At 71.7% G+C, this 21,138-nt stretch carries 17 protein-coding genes; 4 read left to right on the top strand and 13 right to left on the bottom strand.

The window, feature by feature from the left end:
• Positions 1-256: 256 nt before the first annotated feature.
• Positions 257-781 (bottom strand): DUF6912 family protein, encoded by a 525-nt coding sequence (locus tag ACYVD5_RS10560; protein ID WP_461000787.1) that lies wholly within the window; start codon positions 779-781, stop codon positions 257-259.
• Between the two features lie 129 nt (positions 782-910).
• Positions 911-1,576 carry an HAD family hydrolase gene (locus ACYVD5_RS10555; protein ID WP_461000786.1) on the bottom strand — a complete coding sequence of 222 codons (666 nt, stop codon included), beginning with the start codon at positions 1,574-1,576 and terminating at the stop codon, positions 911-913.
• A gap of 215 nt (positions 1,577-1,791) precedes the next feature.
• On the opposite strand from ACYVD5_RS10555, the gene ACYVD5_RS10550 reads away from it, so the two are divergent.
• Complete coding sequence (locus ACYVD5_RS10550) at positions 1,792-2,991, top strand: acyl-CoA dehydrogenase family protein (RefSeq protein ID WP_461000785.1); 1,200 nt, start codon at positions 1,792-1,794, stop codon at positions 2,989-2,991.
• A gap of 37 nt (positions 2,992-3,028) precedes the next feature.
• Here the strand turns inward: ACYVD5_RS10550 and ACYVD5_RS10545 are convergent, their stop codons facing one another.
• The 7 genes from ACYVD5_RS10545 to ACYVD5_RS10515 form a co-directional block, all read right to left on the bottom strand.
• Entirely contained in the window at positions 3,029-4,705 is a 1,677-nt protein-coding gene (locus ACYVD5_RS10545) for a glycoside hydrolase family 3 protein (RefSeq protein WP_461000784.1), read from the bottom strand.
• 340 nt (positions 4,706-5,045) lie between these two features.
• The gene (gene ptsP, locus ACYVD5_RS10540) at positions 5,046-6,728 is read right to left on the bottom strand and encodes a phosphoenolpyruvate--protein phosphotransferase (protein ID WP_461000783.1); all 1,683 of its coding nucleotides are present in this window, start codon (positions 6,726-6,728) and stop codon (positions 5,046-5,048) included.
• Between the two features lie 16 nt (positions 6,729-6,744).
• Entirely contained in the window at positions 6,745-7,002 is a 258-nt protein-coding gene (locus ACYVD5_RS10535) for an HPr family phosphocarrier protein (RefSeq protein ID WP_461000782.1), read from the bottom strand.
• A gap of 23 nt (positions 7,003-7,025) precedes the next feature.
• Positions 7,026-7,700 carry an HAD family hydrolase gene (locus tag ACYVD5_RS10530; RefSeq protein WP_461000781.1) on the bottom strand — a complete coding sequence of 225 codons (675 nt, stop codon included), beginning with the start codon at positions 7,698-7,700 and terminating at the stop codon, positions 7,026-7,028.
• Positions 7,697-8,149 (bottom strand): PTS sugar transporter subunit IIA, encoded by a 453-nt coding sequence (locus ACYVD5_RS10525; RefSeq protein WP_461000780.1) that lies wholly within the window; start codon positions 8,147-8,149, stop codon positions 7,697-7,699. The genes ACYVD5_RS10530 and ACYVD5_RS10525 overlap by 4 nt, the downstream gene beginning before the upstream one ends.
• A gap of 97 nt (positions 8,150-8,246) precedes the next feature.
• On the bottom strand, positions 8,247-8,495 hold the full coding sequence (locus ACYVD5_RS10520) for a glucose PTS transporter subunit EIIB (RefSeq protein ID WP_461000809.1): 249 nt from the start codon (positions 8,493-8,495) through the stop codon (positions 8,247-8,249).
• 157 nt (positions 8,496-8,652) lie between these two features.
• The gene (locus ACYVD5_RS10515) at positions 8,653-9,702 is read right to left on the bottom strand and encodes an SIS domain-containing protein (protein ID WP_461000779.1); all 1,050 of its coding nucleotides are present in this window, start codon (positions 9,700-9,702) and stop codon (positions 8,653-8,655) included.
• Between the two features lie 181 nt (positions 9,703-9,883).
• Here ACYVD5_RS10515 and ACYVD5_RS10510 point away from each other — a divergent pair, with 181 nt between their 5' ends.
• The gene (locus tag ACYVD5_RS10510; protein WP_461000808.1) at positions 9,884-10,624 is read left to right on the top strand and encodes a GntR family transcriptional regulator; all 741 of its coding nucleotides are present in this window, start codon (positions 9,884-9,886) and stop codon (positions 10,622-10,624) included.
• A gap of 76 nt (positions 10,625-10,700) precedes the next feature.
• Positions 10,701-12,137: a PTS transporter subunit EIIC gene (locus ACYVD5_RS10505; protein ID WP_461000778.1), complete on the top strand. Its 1,437-nt coding sequence runs from the start codon at positions 10,701-10,703 to the stop codon at positions 12,135-12,137.
• 366 nt (positions 12,138-12,503) lie between these two features.
• Here ACYVD5_RS10505 and secA read toward each other — a convergent pair whose 3' ends face one another.
• Entirely contained in the window at positions 12,504-15,425 is a 2,922-nt protein-coding gene (gene secA / locus ACYVD5_RS10500) for a preprotein translocase subunit SecA (RefSeq protein WP_461000777.1), read from the bottom strand.
• A 252-nt stretch (positions 15,426-15,677) separates the two neighbouring features.
• Between secA and ACYVD5_RS10495 the strand changes: the two genes are divergently transcribed.
• Positions 15,678-16,211, top strand: a complete 534-nt coding sequence (locus ACYVD5_RS10495; RefSeq protein ID WP_461000776.1) for a hypothetical protein — start codon at positions 15,678-15,680, stop codon at positions 16,209-16,211.
• Positions 16,212-16,357: 146 nt separating this feature from the next.
• Here the strand turns inward: ACYVD5_RS10495 and hpf are convergent, their stop codons facing one another.
• From hpf to ACYVD5_RS10480, 3 genes are all read right to left on the bottom strand, one after another.
• Positions 16,358-17,041 (bottom strand): ribosome hibernation-promoting factor, HPF/YfiA family, encoded by a 684-nt coding sequence (gene hpf / locus ACYVD5_RS10490; RefSeq protein ID WP_461000775.1) that lies wholly within the window; start codon positions 17,039-17,041, stop codon positions 16,358-16,360.
• 907 nt (positions 17,042-17,948) lie between these two features.
• A complete protein-coding gene (locus ACYVD5_RS10485; RefSeq protein ID WP_461000774.1) occupies positions 17,949-18,767 on the bottom strand; it encodes a ComF family protein in 819 nt (272 codons plus the stop codon).
• 513 nt (positions 18,768-19,280) lie between these two features.
• Positions 19,281-21,138 (bottom strand): LpqB family beta-propeller domain-containing protein (locus ACYVD5_RS10480; protein WP_461000773.1); only part of this gene is annotated, 1,858 nt, incomplete at its 5' end.

Raw genomic sequence — 21,138 nt, 5'->3', positions numbered from 1 at the left:
TGGCGGGCCGCCCGGCGCACTGAGCCTGCAGAAATGCCCGGATTTCAAAGCTGGGACCGGCATTTCTGCATGATCGTCAATGGGAACCCGACATAACGGTCACGCGCGGCCCCACCCGAGCCAACCGCCGCCCTCGGTGCCGCTTTTCACCCCAGACCAACCCGCCACCCGGCAGACCACAAGGCCGCACAACCAACCGCAGCCGCCGCCCCTACCGCCCCTACCGCCCCTACCGCCCCTACCGCCCCTACCGCCCCTACCTGCGGCCGAGGATGTCCGGGAGTTCCTGGGTGGCGTACCAGAGCAGTTCGTGCTCGTCCGTGCGGTCGGGGTCCTCCGCCGCGATCGCGGCCGCCACCGCTTCTTCGGCCGCGGGGTCGTCGACGTGGACTGCGGCGACCCGCTTCAGCGGCACCGTGCCCGTGATGGTGACGGCGGCCGGGTGGTCTGCGCCGCCGGCGGGGGCCGGGCCGACGATCTTGTCGGGGGCCTCGGCGGCGATCACGGCGCGGCGGCGCGGGGCCCCGGGGTCGGCGCCCAGCAGGCGGAGCGATGCCTCGGCCGCGCCGCGCAGCGCCTCGTACTCCAGTTCCTCATCGTCGCCGCCCTCGGGGCCGGCCAGGCGTTCGGTGACGGCAAAGGCGGTCAGCGGCGCGCCGCCGGGCTCGCCGACCGCTCCGGTGTCGAGGGCCGCGGCGAGGCCGGGGAAGGTGCTGGGCAGGTAGACGCGCATCGTGGTCTCGCGGCTCTCTCGTATCGCAGGGGCTCGGACGGCGTGCAAGTCTGCCAGAGGTGCGGGTGGGGCACCTTCGGCGCGCCGGTGCAGCGGCCCCGCGGCGCCCGCGGTCCGCTCGGCCGCAGGGCCGCCGTACCGCAGGACCGCGCGGCCGCCCGCCGGCTCCGGGCCCGTTCAGGAGGGCATCGGGTCCAGTTCGATGCCGCAGGTCTCCGCCAGCCGTTGGCGGGTGTCGGCGGGGCTGCGGTGCAGGATGCCGGTCATGCCCAACTCGACGGCGGCGTGCACGTTGTGTTCGATGTCGTCGATGAACACGCACTCCTCGGGCGGTACGCCGGTCAGTTCGGCGGCGTGCTCGAAGATCTCCGGTTCGGGTTTGCGCATGCCGACCTCGCCGGAGATGACGACCGCGTCGAAGGTGTCGGCGAAGCGGTCGCGGGGGTAGCCGTTGCCCCAGGAGTTGGACAGCAGGCAGGTGCGCATCTGCTGGCCGCGGGCGCGGCGCAGGACCGCGTACATCTCGTCGACGGGGTGGAATCGGGAGAACATCCGCTTGATGAGCCCGGTTGCCGGTACGGGCCCGCCGTCGACCAGCCGCAGCCGGTCGGCGAGGATGCGCTCGAACTCGCCGGTGGTGATCTCGCCGCGTTCCAGGGCGTGGACGGGGTTGGCGTCCGCGCTGCCGCCGGTGGCGGTGCCGTCGAACCAGGGGGTCATGACGTCGCGGTAGTGGGCGTCGTCGATGCGGTCGGCGGCCAGCCAGGCGGCGACGGTCTGATGTAGCGGTGAGGTCAGGACACCGCCCCAGTCGGTGATGATTCCACGGCACTTAGCGCTCATACTCGCCTCCGTCTTTCGCCGGGCGCCCGGTTCGCGGGCGCAGGGCCGGCGCGGGCGGCGGGCCTGCGCCCGCACGGTTGCGCCGGGGACGCGGTTTCTTCCCTGGGTGCGGGCGTGCCAATCCCCGCCGGGCGCCGACCGCCCGTTGCGTCCCCGTTCCTCCGCATCCCCGCCAGGGCAGTACCGACCGGTCGGTCGGATGGCATACTGCCGTCATGGACTTCGATCTCAGCGCCACCGCCCGCGACCGCCTGGCCGAGCTGCAGTCGTTCATGGACGAGCACGTCTACCCGGCCGAGCCCGTCTATCACCGCCAACGCGCCGAGGCCGGGTACGGCGACCACAACCAGCCGCCGGTCGTGGAAGACCTCAAAGCCGAGGCGCGCCGCCGCGGCCTGTGGAACCTGTTCCTGCCCGACGTGAGCGGCCTGAGCGTCACCGACTACGCACCACTGGCCGAGCTGACCGGCCGCTCCTCCGTGCTGGCGCCGCGGGCGCTGAACTGCGCGGCCCCCGACACCGGCAACATGGAGGTGCTGCACATGTTCGGCACCGCCGAACAGCGGAAGCGGTGGCTGGAGCCGCTGCTGGACGGCCGCATCCGTTCGGCGTTCGCCATGACCGAACCCGACGTGGCCTCCTCGGACGCCTCGAACATCGCCACCTCCATCACCCGCGACGGCGGCGATTACGTGATCAATGGGCGCAAGTGGTGGATCAGCGGTGCGGCCGACCCGCGCTGCGAGGTCCTCATCGTGATGGGCAAGACCGACCCGGACGGCCCCGCCCACCGGCAGCAGTCGATGATCCTGGTCCCCCGCGACACGCCCGGCCTGGAGATCGTGCGCTCGCTGCCCGTGTTCGGCTACCAGGACCAGGAGGGCCACTGCGAGCTGCGGTTCACCGACGTGCGGGTGCCCGCCGCCTACCTGATCTCCGGTGAGGGCGAGGGCTTCGCCATCGCCCAGGCCCGGCTGGGTCCCGGCCGCATCCACCACTGCATGCGCGCCATCGGGATGGCCGAACGCGCCTTGGAACTGATGGTGCGCCGGTCCCAGGAGCGGGTGGCCTTCGGCAAGCCGCTGGGTGACCAGGGCGTCGTCCAGCAGCAGATCGCCGAGTCGCGGCTGGCCATCGAGCAGGCACGGCTGCTGGTACTCAAGACGGCCTGGCTGATCGACCACCGCGGCACCCGCGAGGCGCGCACCGAGATCTCGGCGATCAAGGTGGCTGCGCCGCGCGTGGCCGTCGATGTCATCGACCGCGCCATTCAGGTGCACGGCGGCGGCGGGGTCGGCGACGACTTCCCACTGGCCGAAATGTACGCCCACGCACGGGCCATGCGGATCTTCGACGGCCCCGACGAGGTGCACCTGCGTTCGTTGGCCCGCCAGGAGGCCAAGCGCCACGGGTGAGCCGCACGGCCGCCGGCGGGTCTACGGGGGCTCGCGCTCAGTAGGACAGCCCGTCGCCGAACTCCAGGCCGGTTCCCGGCACCGACACCGGCAGCTTGCCCGACGGCGCGGTTTCGCCGGCGAGCACGCGCGCGGCAGCGGCCCGCGAGGGGTCCACCGCGGAGTAGGTGGCGAGGTAGCCCTCAACGTCGCCGAGCTCGGCGATGTCGTAGGGGTTGCCCTGGGCGACCGCGACCACCGGGGTGCCCGAGGCGCCGGCTTCGGCGACGAGCGACCGCTGCCCGGCGTCGCCGCGGGCGTTCTGCGTGCCCACCACGGCCACGTCGGCCGTTGCCGGGTCGGCGGTGACCGTGTAGCCCAGCTCCTCCAGGGACGCGCCGATGGTCTCGGCGCCGGACCCGGTGACGCTGACCGCGGCGCCGTCGTCCAGCGGCAGCACGCCGCCGGTATTGCGCAGCAGGGTCACCGAGTCGCCGGCAAGGTCGCGCGCGGCGGCCCGGTGCTCGTCGGTGCCCACCGCGGCGGCGGCGGACTGCGGGTCGGCGGGCTCGGCGCCGAACAGGCCGTGTTCGGCTTTTGCGGTGAGGATGCGCAGCACCGAGCGGTCCAACCGCTCGGTGCTGATGCGGTCGTCCTGGACGGCGGTGCGCAGTGCGTCGAAGGCGGCCTGGGGGTCGGGCGGCATCAGCAGCTGGTCGGCGCCGGCGAGCACGGCGCGCACGGCGACCTCGCCGTCGGAGTGGGTCTGGCGCACGCCCTCCATGTTGAGCGCGTCGGTGGTGACGATGCCGTCGTAGCCGAGATCGTCGCGGAGGATGTCGCCGATGACCTCGGGGGCGAGGGTCGAGGGTTCCCCGGAGTCGGCGAGTGCGGGCATGACCACGTGCGCGGTCATGATGGCGCCGACGCCGGCGTCGACAGCGGCGCGGAACGGCGGCAGGTCCTCCTTCTCCCACTCGCCGCGCGGCTTGCCGATCACGGGCAGGCCGGTGTGGCTGTCGACGGCGGTGTCACCGTGGCCGGGGAAGTGCTTGACCACGGGCAGTACCCCGCCCTCGCGGAAGGCGGCGGCTTCGGCGGTGGCCATGTCGGCGACCAGGCCGGGGTCGGAACCGAAGGAGCGGATGCCGATCACGGGGTTGTCGGGGTTGGTGTTGGTGTCGGCGACGGGTGCGTAGTCGAGGTTGATGCCCAGGGCGGTGAGTTCGGCCGCGGTGGCTTTGGCGAGCGCCTTGGCGTGGGCGGGGTCGCGGGTGGCGCCCACCGCCATCGCGTCGGGGAAGCCCGTGCCGACGGGCAGCCGCGAGACCAGGCCCTGCTCCTGGTCGATGCCGAGGAACAGCGGGACTCCGGCGCCGCTGCCGGCGGCTTCCTGCTGGAGGCCGTTGGACATCGAGGCGATCTGCCCGGGGCCGGTGAGGTTCTCCGGGAAGTAGATGAGGCCGCCGGGCCGGTAGTCGGCGACGAGTTCGGCGTTCTCCTCGGCGGTGGTGCCCCGGGCGAGCAGTACCAGCAGTTGGCCGATCTTCTCCTCGACCGACATGTCGGCCAGGTGTTTGCGAGCGGTTTTCTCCGCGGCGGAGACCTGCGGCGACGGGCTCGCCGAACCGGCGGGGGTGGCCGGGCCGGAGGTGCCCGGGCTGCACCCTGACAGTGCGGGAACCAGCGCGAACGCGACGGTACCCAGCAGTGCGAGCAGGCGGCGGAGCGGCATGCGGACCTTTCGGCGGACAGGCATGGCAGGGCAACGGCACAGCGGGGGAAGGGGTGCGTCCAGCGGGCGCCGCACGCGGCGGCACGGGCGGCCGACACATCGGCGCAGATCAGCGCCCGCCCGGCGCGCGCCCCACGATAGCGCCTGCGTAGCGGCAACCAGGTGCACTCCCGCAACCGCGGGCGCACCGCACCCCGGCCGGCGGGGTGCCGGCGGCCTCGTTCACCGGGCCGGTCGGCGCCCCGCCGCTGGGCACGTGGATACATGGGATACATGGGGACACGGCCCCATAGGCCGATGGGCCCATGGGACCTGTGCGCCCAATGGGAGCCCGCGCCTCCTACAGGCCCAGCTCGGCCAGGCCCGGAAGGTGCTCGACGGCGGCCCGGCGGGCGTCGCCGGGCCCCTGAGCCGCGCGGGCCGCCTGTGCGGCTGCGCGGCATTGGACCAGCTCGGTGCGGGCCAGCGCCGCCCGCACCAGCGGCAGCGCCGGGGCGCCCATGGACAGGCTGGTGGCGCCCAACCCGGTCAGCACACACGCCAGCAGCGGGTCGGCGGCGGCCTCGCCGCAGACGCCGCACGTGCGGCCGGCACCGGCGGCCGAGGCGGCCGAAGCCGCCACCAGATCCAGTACGGCAGGCTGCCACGGGTCCTGGAACCGGCCCAGGCCGGCTGTTTCGCGGTCGGCCGCACAGGTGTACTGGGTGAGGTCGTTGGTACCGATGCTGAAGAAGTCGGCGTGGGCGGCGATGTGCCGGGCCCGCAGGGCCGCCGCGGGCACCTCGATCATCACCCCGGCGTGCTGGATACCGGCCTTTGCCGCTGCCGCCGCGAACCATTCGGCGTCCTCGGCGTCGGTGACCATGGGCGCCATGACCTGCAGGTAGGCGCCGGTGTCGCGTTCGGCCTCGGCCAGTGCCGCGAGTTGGGCGCCGAGGGTTTCGGGCAGGCGGCGCATCATCCGCAGGCCGCGTTCGCCCAGCGCCGGGTTGGGTTCGTCGCCGGCCGCCGGCAGGAACTGCAGCGGCTTGTCGGCACCGGCGTCCAAGGTGCGCACGACGACCCGGCCGCCGGGAAACGCCTCAAGGACCGCCCGGTAGGCGGCGACCTGTTCGTCGTGGCCAGGGGCGTCGGCGCGGTCGAGGAACAGGAACTCGGTGCGGTACAGGCCCACCCCTTCGGCGCCGTGCTCCAGCGCCGCCGGCAGGTCCTTGGGACCGCCGATGTTGGCCAGCAGCGGCACCTCGTGGCCGTCGGCGGTGCGCCCCGGACCGGTGCTCTGCGCCGCTGCGTCGGCGCGGGCGCGGGCGGCGGCGGTTGCGGTTTCGACGGAGCGGGGGTCGGGGTCGGCGGCGACCTCGCCGGTGGCGCCGTCGACCAGCAGCATGGTGCCTTCGGCGACGTCGTCGGCGCCGGGGCAGGCGACGACGGCGGGCAGGCCCAGGGAGCGGGCGAGGATGGCGGTGTGGCTGGTGGGGCCGCCCTCGCGGGTGACGAACGCGACCACCAGCTCGGGGTCGAGCATGGCGGTGTCGGCGGGGGCGAGGTCCTCGGCGACCAGCACGAACGGGGTGTCGGAGTAGGGCACGCCCGGCAGGGGCGCCCCCAGCAGCCGGGCCACGATCCGGTTGCGGACGTCGTCGAGGTCGGCGACCCGCGCGGCGAGGTACTCGCCGGCGTCGGCGAGCATCCGCCGGTAGACCGCCATCGCCTCGGACACCGCGCGGGCCGCGGAGGCGCCGTCGCCGACGCGGCTGCGCACGTCGTCGGCCAGTGCGGGGTCGCGGGCCATCAGCGCTTGGGCGTTGAGTACCTCGGCGGCGTCGCCGCCGGCGCGTTCGCCGCGTTCGGCGAGGTCGCGCGCTGTCTCCTCCATTGCGGTGGCGGCGCGTTCGGCCTCGGCGGCGGGGTCGCCGCTGTGGCGTGCGTCGGGGTCGGGTTGGGGGGTTTCGCGGACCAGCCGCTTGGCCGGCCCGTAACCCGCGCCGGGGCTGACCCCGGCGCCTTTGAGAGTCGGTGGCATGCTCTCCCTCATCCGGCTAACCGGCGTCCGCGATCTCGGTAAGGCGGTCCAGCAGCGCGTCGGCGTCTTCGCCGTCGGCGCTGATGACGATCTCGTCGCCCTTGCGGACGTCCAGGCCCATCACGGCCAGGATGCTCTTGGCGGAGACCGGGGCGCCTTCGCCCTTGGCCAGGGTCACTTCGCCGCCGGCCTTGGTGGCGGCCTCGACGAACAGGGCGGCGGGGCGGGCGTGCAGGCCGACCTCGGACTGGACTGTGACTCGGCGTTGCGCCACGGGACGCACCTTCCTTCCGGTTGCTACTGGTCGGGTCGTACTGTCCGGCTGATCCGGGGCCAGTCGACCTCGGTGAGGTGGTCGACGACCAGATCGGCGTTGCGCAGTACTGCGGGCTCATGGGTGGTGGTGATGGCGACGGTGTGCATGCCGGCGCGCCGTCCCGCCTCGATACCGGCCGGGGTGTCCTCGAACACCACGGTGTGCGCCGGGTCGCTGCCCAGGTTGCGGGCGCCCATCAGGTAACCCTGCGGGTGGGGTTTGCCTTCGGCGACGTCGCCGGCGGTGACCAGGCACCGGAACATCGCGAGGACGCCCAGCCGCTCCAGGGCGATGCGGGCCCACTGCCGGCCGGCCGAGGTGACCAGGCCAAACGGCACCCCCTGGGCGTGGAGGCGGTGCAGGAACGCCACCGATTCCGGTAGTTCCTGCGAGTCGGGCAGGTCGGGGGACGCCTGGATCAGTTGCAGTTCGGCGACCAGCACGTCCCAGGTGACGCCGGGGAACAGGTCGGGGTCCTCGTTGAGGACGTCGGCGCCGCGGCGGCCCATGAAGCGGTGCAGGGTGGACCGGTCGTGGGGGATGTTGTGCATGTGCAGCAGCCGCGACCATACCTCCATGGAGCGGGGCTCGCTGTTGATGAGGGTGCCGTCGAGGTCGAAGAGGGCGGCGGCGGGCGGCGGGTCGTGGGAGCTCATGACCAGGTGAACAGCGGGTCGCCGGGTGTGACTTCCCCTGCGGCCGCCGCGGACATCGCGACGGTGCCGGCAGCGGCCTCCAGCGCGACGACCGGTACCGCGGCCGAGAGGCCCTTGGCCTCGATTTCGGCGGGGTTCCACCGGATCACCGGGGCGCCGGCCTCGACGTGCGCGCCCTCTTCGGTCAGCTTCTCGAAGCCGGCGCCGTCGAGTTTGACGGTGTCGATGCCCAGGTGCACGAGCACTCCGCGGCCGTCGCCGGTGAGCACCATGAACGCGTGCGGGTGCAGTTTGGCGATGCGGCCGCTGACGGGGGCGACGGCGTCCTGCGTTGCCAAGGCGGGCTGGACGGCCGCGCCGGGCCCGACCATGCCTTGGGCGAAGACCGGGTCGGGGACCGCGGACATGGCGAGGGCGGTTCCGGGGACGGGGGCGAGCACTTGGAGCACGCGGCACCTCCTGGGGACGGGGCGCGGCCGCCGGCGGCGGACCGCGCCCGGTGGTGGTTGCCGGCCGGCGGTGGCCGCCGACCGGGTCCGGGTGGGGTCAGTCCAGTAGGTCGTTGATGTCGTCGGTGAGGGCGTCGGCTTCGGGGCCCACTACGACCTGGACGACGTTTCCGGAGATCAGCACGCCGTGGGCGCCCGCCGCCTTGAGCGCCGGCTCGTCGACCTTGCCTGCGTCGCCGACCTCGGTGCGCAGCCGGGTGATGCACGCCTCGATGTCCTCGATGTTGCCGGCGCCGCCGAGCCCGGCGACGATCGCCGCTGCCTTGTCGGCCATGTGTTCCTCCAGTTCGGTCGTGCGTGATCCGGTGCCCGGATGTGCCGTCCGCGGTGGGTGGCCGCGACCGGGGCGGCCGGGTGCCGGGATGCTTCGAGCTTAAGCCGCGCTGCGGGCCCCGCCCAGCGGGCTCCCCAACCGTGCCGCCCTGCGCCCGGGCCGCGCGCTTCTAGGATGTCTGGGTTACCTTGCCCAGGCCACGAGGCGCGTCCGGGTTGTAGCCCAGTCGCCGGGCCAACCGTTCGGTGATCAGTTGCGCCGGCGCGATGAGCGCGATGGGTGCCAGCCACTCCGCCAGGTCGGGAACCGGGACCGCCAGGTCGCAGGCTCCGGCCAGCGCCGCTCCCCCGCCGATCCCGTATGCGGGGGCTCCGGCGGCCGTGACCCGTTCGGCCAGTTCGACGATGCCGCCCAGGGTCGGGCCGGAGTTCGCGGCGGTGAGGATGGCCGGGGTGGCGTGGTCGACCACGGCGATGGGCCCGTGCAGCAGGTCGGCGTAGGACAGCCCCATCGCGTGCAGGTAGCAGGCCTCCTTGAGTTTGAGGGCGGCCTCCAGGGCGCTGGAGAAGGCCATGCCGCGCCCGGAGACGACCGCGCCCTGCACGCCCACCAAGCGCTCGGCGATGGCCTCGACGCCGTCGCTGACGGCGGGTTGGGCCAGCACCTGGTCGACGGACTCGGGTACGGCCTGCAGTTCGGCGGGGTCGAGTTCGGCGCCCAGGCCCAGGGCGAGCACGGCGAGCGCGGCGAGCTGGGTGGTGTAGGTCTTCGTTGCGGGGACCGCGAGTTCGCTGCCGGCGCGGGTGACCAGGGCGAGGTCGGCGGTGCGGGTCAGCGGCGAGTCGGCCCCGTTGGTGATGCCGACGGTGCGGGCGCCGCAGTCGGCGGCCCAGGCCATGGTGTCGACGATTTCCTCGGTGCGGCCCGACTGCGAGATGGCCACCGCCAGCACACCGGTGAGGTCGACCTTGGCGCCGTAGGTGGTGGCGATGGACGGCGAGGCGAGGGTGGCCAGGCGTCCGGTGTGCGCCTGCAGGAGGTAGCTCCCGTAGACGGCGGCGTTGTCGGAGGAGCCGCGGGCGATGAACAGCACCTGCCGGGTTTCCCGGCCGAGTGCGGCGATGTCGGGCGTGAGCGGCAGCAGCGTGTCCAGCGTCGCGCGCAGCGCCTCGGGCTGCTCGGCGATCTCCGAGCGCATCACGCTCGTCGTGGTAGTCATCTGGAGCCTTCCCTCGGATCCGTCTGGGTGCCGTTTCACCGCTGTGGCCAGCGGTAACGGCATGCTGCGGGATGTGGCCGGTATGCCGCGGGTCCACATATTGACACAAATGGCCGCGCTGTGGTCTAGTCCGGCCTATACCAGTCATATCAGAATGTCTCTCAACCGAACAGGCACCGCCATGGCGATCGACCCGACCAGCCCCGTCCCCAAGTACTCGCAGCTTAGGGACCTGCTCCTGGACTGGATAGTCGAAACCGGCCTGTCGGTCGACGACCCGATCCCCTCCGAACGCGAACTGGGGCAGCGCTACGACCTGTCCCGGATGACCGTTCGCCAGACCATCGACCTGATGGTGTCGGAAGGCAAGCTCTACCGCGTGCCGGGCAAGGGCACGTTCCTGGCCCGGCCCAAGATCGAGATGTCGCTTGCGCTGGCCTCGTTCACCGCGGACATGCGCGCGCGCGGCTTCCAACCCGGCGCCCAGGACCTGGTGCGCCGCGTGCTCCCCGCCAGCGGCAGCACGGCGCGCGCCATGGGCCTGGCCCCGGAAACCCCGGTCCACCACATCGAACGCCTGCGCACCGCCGACGGCGAACCGATGGCCGTGGAGCGGTCCAACATCCCCGTCGACCTGGCGCCCGGCCTGGACCAGCACACGCTGGCCGGCCGGTCGCTGTATGCGGTCTTGGAGCAGGAGTACGGGATCATCCTGGACTCCGGCGAGCAGACCATCGAGGCCGGTGTCTGCGACCCCGCCGACGCCAAGCTGCTCGGCCTGCCCCAGGGCAGTCCGGTGCTGTCCATGCGCCGCCGCAGTTTCGCCAACGGCCGATGCGTCGAACTGGCGATATCCCGGTACCGCGCGGACCGCTACACGCTGCATTCGCGCCTCGACCCGCGACGACCGGGCGGATCCTGACCACCCGCCCGGCCCCACCGCGCACGCGCCCAGCCGCGTACGCATCATCCGACACCCCGCACCACTGGAGGAACCCGTGAGTTCCACATCCACCACAAGCGGCGGTCCACCCGCCACCGGATCGTCCTCGGCCATCCTGGGTGTGCTCCAACGCATCGGCCGCAGCCTGATGATGCCCATTGCCGTGCTGCCCGCGGCGGCGATCCTGCTGCGCTTGGGCCAAGGCGACATGCTCGGCTCCAACGGCCCCGATGCCGGCGGACTCGCCGACGTCGGCGGCCTGGGCTGGATGGCGCACGTCGCCGGTGTCATCGGCACCGCGGGCGACGCGCTGTTCCAGATGCTGCCGCTGCTGTTCGCCGTCGGCGTCGCCATCGGCTTTGCCAAGCGCGCCGACGGTTCCACCGCACTGGCCGCGGTCGTGGGCTACGTCGTCTTCGACCGCGTCACCCGCTACATGTTCTTCAACTTCGACCCCAGCGGTGAACTGAAGGAGACCATCACGACCTTCGACGCCGAAGGCGCCGAGGCGATCAACTGGGGCGTGAAGAACCCGACCGACGTGCTCGGCGGCATCGTCATCGGGCTGCTGGCGGCTCTGCTGTGGCAGCGCTACCACCGCATCAAACTGCCCACGTGGCTGGGCTTCTTCGGGGGGCGCCGCTTCGTACCGATCATCACCGCCGTGGCGGCGCTGGTGGTCGCGGTGGCCTTCGGCTTCATCTGGCCGACCGTGGGCGGCTGGATCAACAACCTGGGCGAGTGGATCGTCGGATCGGGCGCGGTGGGCGCCGGCGTCTACGGCGTCGTCAACCGGCTGCTGCTGCCGTTCGGCCTGCACCACATCGTCAACTCGGTCGTGTGGTTCGTATTCGGCAGCTACACCGACCCGCAGTCCGGCGACGTGTTCCACGGCGAGATCAACCGCTACCTGGCCGGCGACCCCACTGCCGGCGGGTTCCTCTCCGGCTTCTTCCCCGTGCTGATGTTCGGGCTGCCCGCAGCGGCCCTGGCGATGTGGCGGGCGGCCCACCCCAGCCAGCGCCCCGCGGTCGGCGGCATCATGATCTCGGCCGCGCTGACCGCCTTCGTCACCGGCATCACCGAACCGATCGAGTTCGCGTTCATCTTCATCGCACCGGTGCTGTTCATTACGCACGTGGTGCTCACCGGCATCTCAATGGCGATCCTCAATGCGCTCGACGCCCATCTGGGCTTCGGGTTCTCAGCAGGGCTCATCGACATGGTGCTGAACGCGTTCAAGTCCAACACGACCGGATTGATGTGGATCCTGCTGATGGGCGTGGTCTATGCCGCGCTGTACTACGTGATCTTCTACTTCCTGATCACCAAGCTGAACCTGCCCACTCCGGGCCGCGAACCGGTGGAGGAGCACGCGTCGGTGGCCACCAACCCGGACTCCGGATCGGCGACCGGCGGATCCGGCGGGGGCGAGTCGGCCGCGGGCGACGGCGGCGGCAGCGGCACCGCCAAGGGATCGGGCGGCTCCTAGCCGGCGGATCCGCTGCAAGGGCGCGGCGGCCGGCAACGGACCGGCCGGCGCGCCCGCACCACCGCACCACCGCTTCACTGCACCATCGGGGCGGATCCCGGAGCCACCGGGGTCCGCCCCGAAACGTGTGCCGGGTGCCGCTGCGCCTGCGTGCACCTGCGCACCCGCGTACCGGCACGCCGGAACCGCTCGGTACCGCAAATACAGCGAGCGCAGCAGGCACGGCAAAGCGGCCGCGGCGGAGGGATCCTCCTGCCGCGGCCGCTTCCTTCGGCCGTGCGGGCCGTACAGGTTGCTCCGGTCGTCCCGGCCGTCCCAGCCGGTTCTAGCGGGTCTGCCGGCGCCCAACCGGTGCTCGCGCCCCGGCTAGCCCCGGTTGCGGGGGTCGCCGTGGCACTTCTTGAACTTCTTGCCCGAGCCGCAGGGGCACGGGGCGTTGCGGGAGGTGCCGGCGTAGGCGTCGTCGACGGTTTCGGTGCGGGTGTCGACGCTGCCGTCCTCGGCGGGAGCCGAGTACTGCAGCCGGCTCGGGCGGCTCTGGCCGAACCCGGCGACCACGATCTCCTCGCCGCCGTCGTCGACGGCGTCGGAGTCGGCGGCCGCCTCCCTGTCGGCGGCGGATTCGGCTTCGAGCACGTCCTCGGCGCCGAGACCGGCCGAGTCGCCGGATTCGCCGCCGCCCTTGGCCGCGGTGTCCTCGGCGGGGGCGGCGGTGACGGTGGCCCCGTTGGCGCCCGCAGCGGTGACCGCCGCGGTGGCCGGGGTGATCGACGCGCTGGTCCTGCCGCGCACCTGGACCTCGACGTTGAAGAGGTAGCCGACCGACTCCTCCTTGATGGCCTCCAGCATCTCCTGGAACATGTCGAAGCCCTCGCGCTGGTACTCGATCAGCGGATTGCGCTGCGCCATGGCCCGCAGGCCGATGCCCTGCTGCAGGTAGTCCATCTCGTAGAGGTGCTCGCGCCACTTGCGGCCCATGACCTCAAGGATCACGCGGCGCTCCAGCTCGCGCATCGCCTCGGAGCCGAGTTCTTCCTCGCGGCGGGCGTAGGCCTCGTGGGCGTCCTCGCGGACGCGGTCGGAGATGATCTCGCGGGTGAGCGAGCCGATCTCGCCGCCGTTCTCCTCGATGAGGTCGTCGGCGGTGAAGCTGATCGGGAAGACCTGCTTGAACGCCTTCCACAGCCGGTCGAGGTCCCAGTCGCCGGCGTCGCCCTCGGCGGTCGCCGCGCGGACGTAGCCGTCGAGCACGTCGTCGAGCATGCCCGCGGCCTGCTCCTGGAGGTCGGCCCCCTCAAGCACCTTGCGCCGCTCGGCGTAGATGACCTTGCGCTGCCGGTTGAGGACCTCGTCGTACTTCAGGACGTTCTTGCGGATTTCGAGGTTCTGCGCCTCGACCTGCGCCTGAGCCGACTGGATCGCCTTGGTGACGACCTTGGACTCGATCGGCTGGTCGTCGGGGATGTTCAACCGGTCGTAGATGAGCTCGACCCGCGCGCTGTTGAACAGGCGCATCAGGTCGTCCTCAAGCGAAAGGTAGAAGCGCGAGAGGCCGGGGTCGCCCTGGCGGCCGGAGCGGCCGCGCAGCTGGTTGTCGATGCGCCGGGACTCGTGGCGCTCGGTGCCGAGAACGTAGAGCCCGCCTGCCTCGACGACCTGCTCGTGCTCGCTCTCGACCTCCTTCTTCGCTTTCTCCAGCGCGTCGGGCCAGGCCTCTTCGTACTCATCAGGGGTCTCCAGCGGGGCCAGACCGCGCCGCTGGAGCTCTTCGTCGGCCATGAACTCGGGGTTGCCGCCGAGCATGATGTCGGTACCGCGGCCGGCCATGTTGGTGGCGACGGTGACCGCGCCGAGCTTGCCCGCGCGGGCAATGATCGAGGCCTCACGCGCGTGGTTCTTGGCGTTGAGGACCTCGTGGGCGATACCGCGCCGCTTGAGCATCTTCGCCAGCAGCTCGGATTTCTCTACGCTGGTGGTACCGACCAGCACCGGCTGGCCGTTCTCGTGCGACTCGGCGATGTCGTCGACGACCGCCTCGAACTTGGCGTCCTCGCCCTTGTAGATGACATCGCGCTCGTCGGCGCGGACCATCGGCTTGTTGGTGGCGATGGGCACCACGCCGACACCGTAGGTCTGGGTGAACTCCGCGGCCTCGGTGACGGCGGTACCGGTCATACCGGCCAGCTTGTCGTAAAGGCGGAAGTAGTTCTGCAGGGTGATCTTGGCCTGGGTCTGGTTCTCGTCCTTGATCCGGACGCGTTCCTTGGCCTCGATCGCCTGGTGCATGCCCTCGTTGTAGCGGCGCCCGCGCAGCACCCGGCCGGTGAACTCGTCGACGATGAGCACTTCGCCGTCGTTGACGATGTACTCCTTGTCGCGCCGGAAAAGCTCCTTGGCCTTGATGGCGTTGTTCAGGAAGCTGATCAGGGGCGTGTTGACCGACTCGTAGAGGTTGTCGATGCCCAGCAGGTCCTCGACCTTGGCCACGCCGCTCTCGGTGATGCCGACCGTGCGGTTCTTCTCTTCGACCTCGTAGTCGGTGTCGCGCCGCAGGCGGGGCGCGATCTTGGCGAACTCGGAGTACCACTTGGAGTTCTGTTCGCCGGGGCCGCTGATGATCAGCGGGGTGCGGGCCTCGTCGATGAGGATGGAGTCGACCTCGTCGACGATCGCGAAGGAGTGGCCGCGCTGGACGGTCTCCTCAAGCGAGATGGCCATGTTGTCGCGCAGGTAGTCGAAGCCGAACTCGTTGTTCGTGCCGTAGGTGACGTCGGCGGCATAGGCCGCCTGGCGGTCGTCGCGCGACATGTCGGGGGCCAGCACGCCGACCTTCAGGCCGAGGAACTGGTAAATGCGCCCCATGTTCTCGGCGTCGCGCTTGGCCAGGTAGTCGTTGGGGGTCACCACGTGCACGCCGTCGCCGCTCAGCGAGTTCAGGAACACCGCGAGGGCCGAGGTGAGGGTCTTGCCCTCACCGGTCTTCATTTCGGCGATGTTGCCGAGATGCAGTGCCGCGCCGCCCATGAGCTGGACGTCGAAGTGGCGCTGGCCGAGCGTGCGCTTGGCGGCCTCGCGCACCGCGGCGAAGGCCTCGGGCAGCAGATCGTCGAGCGATTCACCGCCTTCGGTGTGGCGCTCGCGGAACTCATCGGTGAGTTCGCGCAATTCGGTGTCGCTGAGATCGACGAAGTCGTCCTCGATCGAATTGATCTGGTCCTTGAGCTTGTTCAGCTTGCGCAGGATCTTGCCTTCGCCTGCGCGGAGGACCTTGTCGAGTATGGCTGGCACTTCCTATGCGCTCCTCGCAGATCTGGGCGCCCGCGTCCGGAGGCGGGACGGATCCTTGACCCCCACCTTTTCATCGTAGGCGACAGGATCGGCCCGCCGTGCACTCACGGATGGTCACAGCACCGTCACGTCGCCGCCACCACCGCGGCGGCGGTGCCCGGAGAATCGTTTACCACCTGCGGATCCGGTTATTGCGCACCATGAGGGCGCCATGCACACCGATTGGTTCTTGGGTAAGCGGGGGGTGCCGCCATGACGGAATCCAACAACCCCGATGCCGGCAGCACGTCCGGCGGGACATCCGCCAACACGTCCGGCGATACCGCCGGCGAAACGGCGACGGACAACCCCGGGCGCGGCCGCAGGCCCTACCGCTACGTCCGCGGATACCAGGCCGAAGGCGGCGGTTTCGCGCCCACCAACACGCACCGCGGCCGCCCGGGGTCGTGGATCGCAGTGGCGGTTTTCTTCATCGGGTTCCTCGCCGGGGGACTCGGGGTTTCGCTGGGCGCGAACTGGTGGCTCATCGGTATCGGCCTCGTGGTGATGGCCGCGGGCGGGGTGCTGTTCCTGATGACCGACATCTTCACCGACGTCGTGCTCGATGATCCGCGCCGCGAGTCCGAGGAGCCGCACAACACGCCGCTGCACCGGATCAAATCCGTCGACCGGCAGCGGGCGGAACGCGAGGAGGGCCACCGGGCCGCAGCCGACGACCTGCCGGTTCCCGGCGGCAGCGCAGCCGACCGGTACCAGCACCGCCGAGGGGCCAGGTCGGCGGGCTGACCCGGACCCCGGACCGGCGACCGGGCGATCGGGCGGTCGGCCCGCACACGGCAGGGGCGGTCGCACGCGCGGCCCCGGAGCACAAACCCCGGGGCCGCCGACCCGCTCGGGCCCGTGCGGGCCCGGCGGGTGCCGGTCGGTCGGGTTCAGTCGACCAGGCGCAGGACTCCGTAATTGAAGCCCTTGCGGCGGTAGACCACGCTGGGGGCGTCGCGGTCCTCGTCGTGGAACAGGTAGAAGTCGTGTCCGACGAGCTCCATTTCCATGAGGGCCTGGTCGATGGTCATCGGCTTGGCGGAGTGGAACTTCTCGCGGACGATGACGGGGCCGTTGCCCTGGGTGTCGAGTTCGACGTACTCGTCGGAGAATTGGTCGTCCACAGCGCCGCCGTCGAATTCGTCGGGGTTCGCAGCAGGTGCGGGGACCGCGGTCGGCCCGATGGCCCCGCCCCCGCCCGGCGCATCGGCGGTGCCGTTGGCGAGGTCGGCGGTGGCCGCGGCCACCGAGACGGGGGCGCGGTTGCCCTTGCGCACCTTGTTGCGGTCGGCGACTTTGCGCAGGCGCGCCTCGATGCGGTCGATCGCCTGGTCCAGGGCGTTGTAGCGATCATCGGCGGAAGCTTCGCTGCGGATGACCGGGCCGGTGGAGCGGATGGTCAGCTCGACGCGCTCTCGCATGTCGGCGAGCTTCGGGTTCCGCTCCTTGGACACCTCCACATCGACGCTCATGCCCTTTTTCTCCCACTTGGAGAGCTTGTCCAGCTTGTTCTCGACGTGCTGCCGGAACTTGTCGCTGACACTTGTGCGCCGACCTTTGACGATGATGTCCACAAGACCCCCTTCAACGCGTGGCCACCGGATGAAGCGGTGGCACGGCCGGAACTGCCGCTCCGCGCGAGGCGCGGAGCATGCCGATACTCCGCGGTCCTCCTCTCCGCCACTACGCGCTGCCGTTGCGGCTCGCGCGGCGGCTGGGACGGTCTGCACGTTTGCGACTGCGCATACCCACAAGATCGCGGGTCATATCCGCTGCGGAGGAGGCAATCGCACTGGTCGCGGGCGGGGTGCGGCCTGACACGCACCCGCGCGGGGATCGGCGGGCGCGCAGGGGATGTGCCGCGGCGGTGCGGGGCGCACGGTGCCGCATGCACCGTGCTCCGCGCACCGCCGGGCTATGCCACCCGTCCGGCCGACCTGGTCTTCGTCCCCACATCCGCCTGCTGAGGGGCCCGCCGCGCTTGAGCGCGACTACTGCCCTTCTCCCGCAACCGAGGGACATCGGATCCCTCTGCAGGGCAGGACTTACCTCTAAGCCGCACCGTGATCGGTCGACGAAAAGTCGCCTTACGTGGGCCGTTTCGCCTGCGGCTGGCATCGGCTTGCCGAATGGGCGCCCCTGCGAGGGGGCGCCGCAGCCGGCGCAACCACGGACCCGGACGGGTGCCATGTTCTGAACGCTAACCCGAGTTCCTCCAGATGTCAGGTGGTGATCCTGCTCCGTATCCGCTCCCGGGGGAGCAGGATCGCGGAGGAATCGCCGAAAACGGTGGCAGAGGGGCCAAAGGTCAAAGGTTGCCGCAGGTGTTCCGGACTGCACCGCAGCCTCGTCCTGACAAGCCGCAATACCGCATTGACCGCCGAATCCGCCCTCGGGCGGCCGCAGGCGGCCGGTGGCGGAGGGGCGCCGCCGATTCCCCGGCTGAACCCTGCGGAGGGCCGCCCGATCGGGGCCCGGCGGTCAGTTGCGCTCTGCGAGAACAGCGCCGCCCACAACCGCCGCGCCCGCACAGCGCAGCGCCCGCGCCGCCTCGGCGAGGGTGGCTCCGGTGGTGACGATGTCGTCGACGACCACCACCGGCCGCCCGGCCAGAGCCGCGGTGGGCCCGCGCACCGCCAGCGCCCCGGTGAGGTTGGCCCGGCGCCGGTCGCGGCCCAGCCCGACCTGGTCGCTGACACGGCGCCGGTGGACCAGCACCGGGGCCGGCCCGGGCCCGCTCACGCCGCCGGCCTGTGCGGCCGCCCAGGCCAGCAGGAGCACCGGATCGTAGCCGCGCCGGCGCAGCGCGGCAGGACGGGCCGGGACCGGCACCACCAGCGCGCCGGGGTGCTGTGCCGCGGCGGCACCGATCGCCGCGGCCAACCGGCTACCCAGCGGCACCGCAAGCGAACGCGCACCGCGCTGCTTGAACGCCAGCAGCGCGGTGCGCTGCAGCCCGCCGTAGCCGCCGACCGCCCACACCGGCGGGCATCCGGCCCGGCGGCGGCAGCGGCGCGGACGCGAACCGAGTGCGCGCGCACAGTCGGGACACAGCCGCCCTCCGGGGCGCGCACACCCTGCGCAGTGGTCGCCGAGCAGCAGCCCGAGCAGACCACCGAACGCGGCCGTGCAGCCGTCCCCGGTGGCCGCGGTGGCCCGCAGCCGCGGGAGCGCCCGCGGACGCGTGTGCGGCACCGTGGGGCCGGAGGTGCGGCGGGGCGGAAGACGGCCGGGGCAAGCGCGGCCGAAGCCGGCGGGCGGCGGGGAGGCGGCGGGCGGAGGAGAGGTTTCTTCGCTCATGCCCCCAGGTTCGGCAGTCCCGCACCGGCGACGCCACGCGGATTCGCCGCCTGTGGACAACCAAGTCCTGTTTAATAGGCCCTGATCGATCGGGACTGCAGTGCGTCCGGGGGCCGGGTCGGACACGGGCCCGCTCGGGGGGCGCGCGACGCACCGACCCTGCAGAAATGCCCAAATATCAAAGCTGAGACCGGCATTTCTGCATGATCATCAACGGGAACCCGACATAACGGGCGCACTGCCACCTGCAATCCGGCAGAACGGACACACGCACGCCCGGGCCGACCGCGGCCCTCGGAGCCGGTTTTTGAGTGCAGACCACCCGCCACCCGGCCGCGAACAAGGCCGCACAGCGGACCCGGCCCGCCCCTTCCAAGCATGAGGAGCCGCCCACCCACCGACCGCCGCCCTCGGCGCCGCTAACACACACTTTCCAAACAGGGCTTAGGCCGCCCCGCCCGGATCAAAGCGCAAACCGGGCGTTTTGCGAGTGATTCAGCGCCCGCGGCCCCCTCAGCCTGGGTAGACCGGGTTGGTGCCGTCGAAGACGAGGTGCCAGCTGATCCGGTCGTTGGTCATCCAGATGTGGTCGTCCTCGGTGCTGGAGAGCAGTGGCAGGCCGGGGGCGGCTGTGACCGCGACCATGTCGCTGCCCGCTGGGGCGCCGGCGCTGGTGGTTTCGGTGCTGCCGTCCAGCGACACCAGGTAGCCCTTGTCGGCTCCCTCTTCGATGTGGCCGAGGACCGCCAACTGGTCGCCGCCGCGCCAGGAGACGTCGGTGATGCCCGTGAGGTCGGTGGCCAGCGGCAGTGCCCCGCTGACCGTGACCCCGCTGTCGGTGTGCACCACGCGGCCCACGGAAAGCTCGGTGCCGCCCGTGCCGTCGTCGGTGACGACCGCCGCGCGCGTGCCGTCGCGGGAGAGCCGCAGCTTGGTGACCGCGGTGCCGGCGAGGTCGGGCGCCTTGACCTCGACCGGGTCGGTGCCGCCGCGCAGCATCCACACGCGGGTGCCCGGGTCCGGCGCGGGGCGGTCGGATGGGGAGGCAGAGGGGGCGGGGTCGCCGCGCTCGGTGTCCTCGGCGGCCGACTGGGCGCCGTCCTGCCGGTCCTGCGCGGCCGGTCCGTCCTCGGACACGTCCTCGGCCACCCACAGGTTGCCGTAGCTGTCCCAGGACAGCGAGGTGTACGTGCCGCCGGTGAGCACCGGGGAATACTCGCCGTCCTCGCCGAGCCCGGAGACGACGACCTCCTCGCCGCCTGCGCGGATACCGGCGACCGCGTCCTCGTCCAGTGAGACGGCGTGCTGCTCCAGGGCGGTCCCGCCCGTTCCCGGCTCGCCCTGCACGCGGCGCTCTTCGGGCTTGGTGTCGCGGGTGTCGCTCTCCAGCGACCACAGCTGCCCGTCGCGCAGGAAGTAGGCCCGCAGGTTGCCGGTGACACCCGTGGGGTTGACCGACTCCCAGTCGGCGCCGCCGGTGAGCAGGTTCTCGCCCTCTTCCTGGGGGATCTCGATCTCCTGGCCGCCGACCCGCAGTGTCAGTTCTTCGACCTCGGGAAGCTGGCGCAGGGTCCAGACCAGCTGCGCGCCCATGCCGAAGCGCTGCTTGGCGCCGCCTGCGGCGGAGTCGACCTCGACCGTGACGGTGCCGGCGTCGTAGGCGACGTCGGCGGTGGCGTCCTCGGGAAACGCCGACTGCACCGCCGGGTCGAGCCAGCTCGTGGGCCCCTCGACGAGCATCTTCACCAGCTTGGTCGCCGACCGGTCGCTGCTGACAGGCAGGAACACCGGGTCGGGCACCAGGGTGCTGCGGTCGCGGTTGAAGAAGTACAGGTTCAGCGGCCGGTACGCGAGGTCGACGGCGCTGCGGCTGAGCACCAGGTCGTCGGGCGGGTCGGAGATCCGCCACTGGTCGTTGGAGTTGCGCACCAACTTCAGGGTGATGTCGATGACCTTGCCGGGCTCGGCCGGCAGGTACTGCCCGGTGTTGTCGATGGTGGCGACCTGGTTGCCGAGCAACCGCACCGTGGCCTTTTCGCCCTTGTCGCCGACACGGGTGTCGACGGCGAGCTTGTCGAAGTCCTCGTAGACCAGGACGCGGCCGCCGGGCGCCCAGCCGGTGCTGGGTTGGGCGGTGAGGTACTCGCGGGCGGCGCTGTGGTTCTCCTCGAAGCTGCCCATGCTCTTGAGGAACCAGCGGACCAGCCCTTCGGGGTCGACGCCGGGCTGGGGGCCGGGCGGGAGCTGGCGGACGTAGCCGCTGCCCGACGCGGAGCCGGCGTCGCCGCCCGCCCCTTCGACGACCGGGCCGCCGCTGGGCACGGTCGCGCACGCCGACAGCCCCAGCGCCACCACCGCCGCGGCCCCATCG

The sequence above is a fragment of the Streptomonospora sediminis genome (assembly GCF_054778995.1).
Note: the sequence above shows the minus strand (reverse complement) of the source record. Positions and strands in the feature narration are given on the sequence as shown.

Excerpts from the sequence above, each read along its gene's own strand:
- ACYVD5_RS10555 (WP_461000786.1), bottom strand. The coding sequence starts at position 1,576 with ATGAGCGCTAAGTGCCGTGGAATCATCACCGACTGGGGCGGTGTCCTG.
- ACYVD5_RS10550 (WP_461000785.1), top strand. The coding sequence starts at position 1,792 with ATGGACTTCGATCTCAGCGCCACCGCCCGCGACCGCCTGGCCGAGCTG.
- ACYVD5_RS10545 (WP_461000784.1), bottom strand. The coding sequence starts at position 4,705 with ATGCCGCTCCGCCGCCTGCTCGCACTGCTGGGTACCGTCGCGTTCGCG.
- ptsP (WP_461000783.1), bottom strand. The coding sequence starts at position 6,728 with ATGCCACCGACTCTCAAAGGCGCCGGGGTCAGCCCCGGCGCGGGTTAC.
- ACYVD5_RS10530 (WP_461000781.1), bottom strand. The coding sequence starts at position 7,700 with ATGAGCTCCCACGACCCGCCGCCCGCCGCCGCCCTCTTCGACCTCGAC.
- ACYVD5_RS10515 (WP_461000779.1), bottom strand. The coding sequence starts at position 9,702 with ATGACTACCACGACGAGCGTGATGCGCTCGGAGATCGCCGAGCAGCCC.
- ACYVD5_RS10510 (WP_461000808.1), top strand. The coding sequence starts at position 9,884 with ATGGCGATCGACCCGACCAGCCCCGTCCCCAAGTACTCGCAGCTTAGG.
- ACYVD5_RS10495 (WP_461000776.1), top strand. The coding sequence starts at position 15,678 with ATGACGGAATCCAACAACCCCGATGCCGGCAGCACGTCCGGCGGGACA.
- ACYVD5_RS10485 (WP_461000774.1), bottom strand. The coding sequence starts at position 18,767 with ATGAGCGAAGAAACCTCTCCTCCGCCCGCCGCCTCCCCGCCGCCCGCC.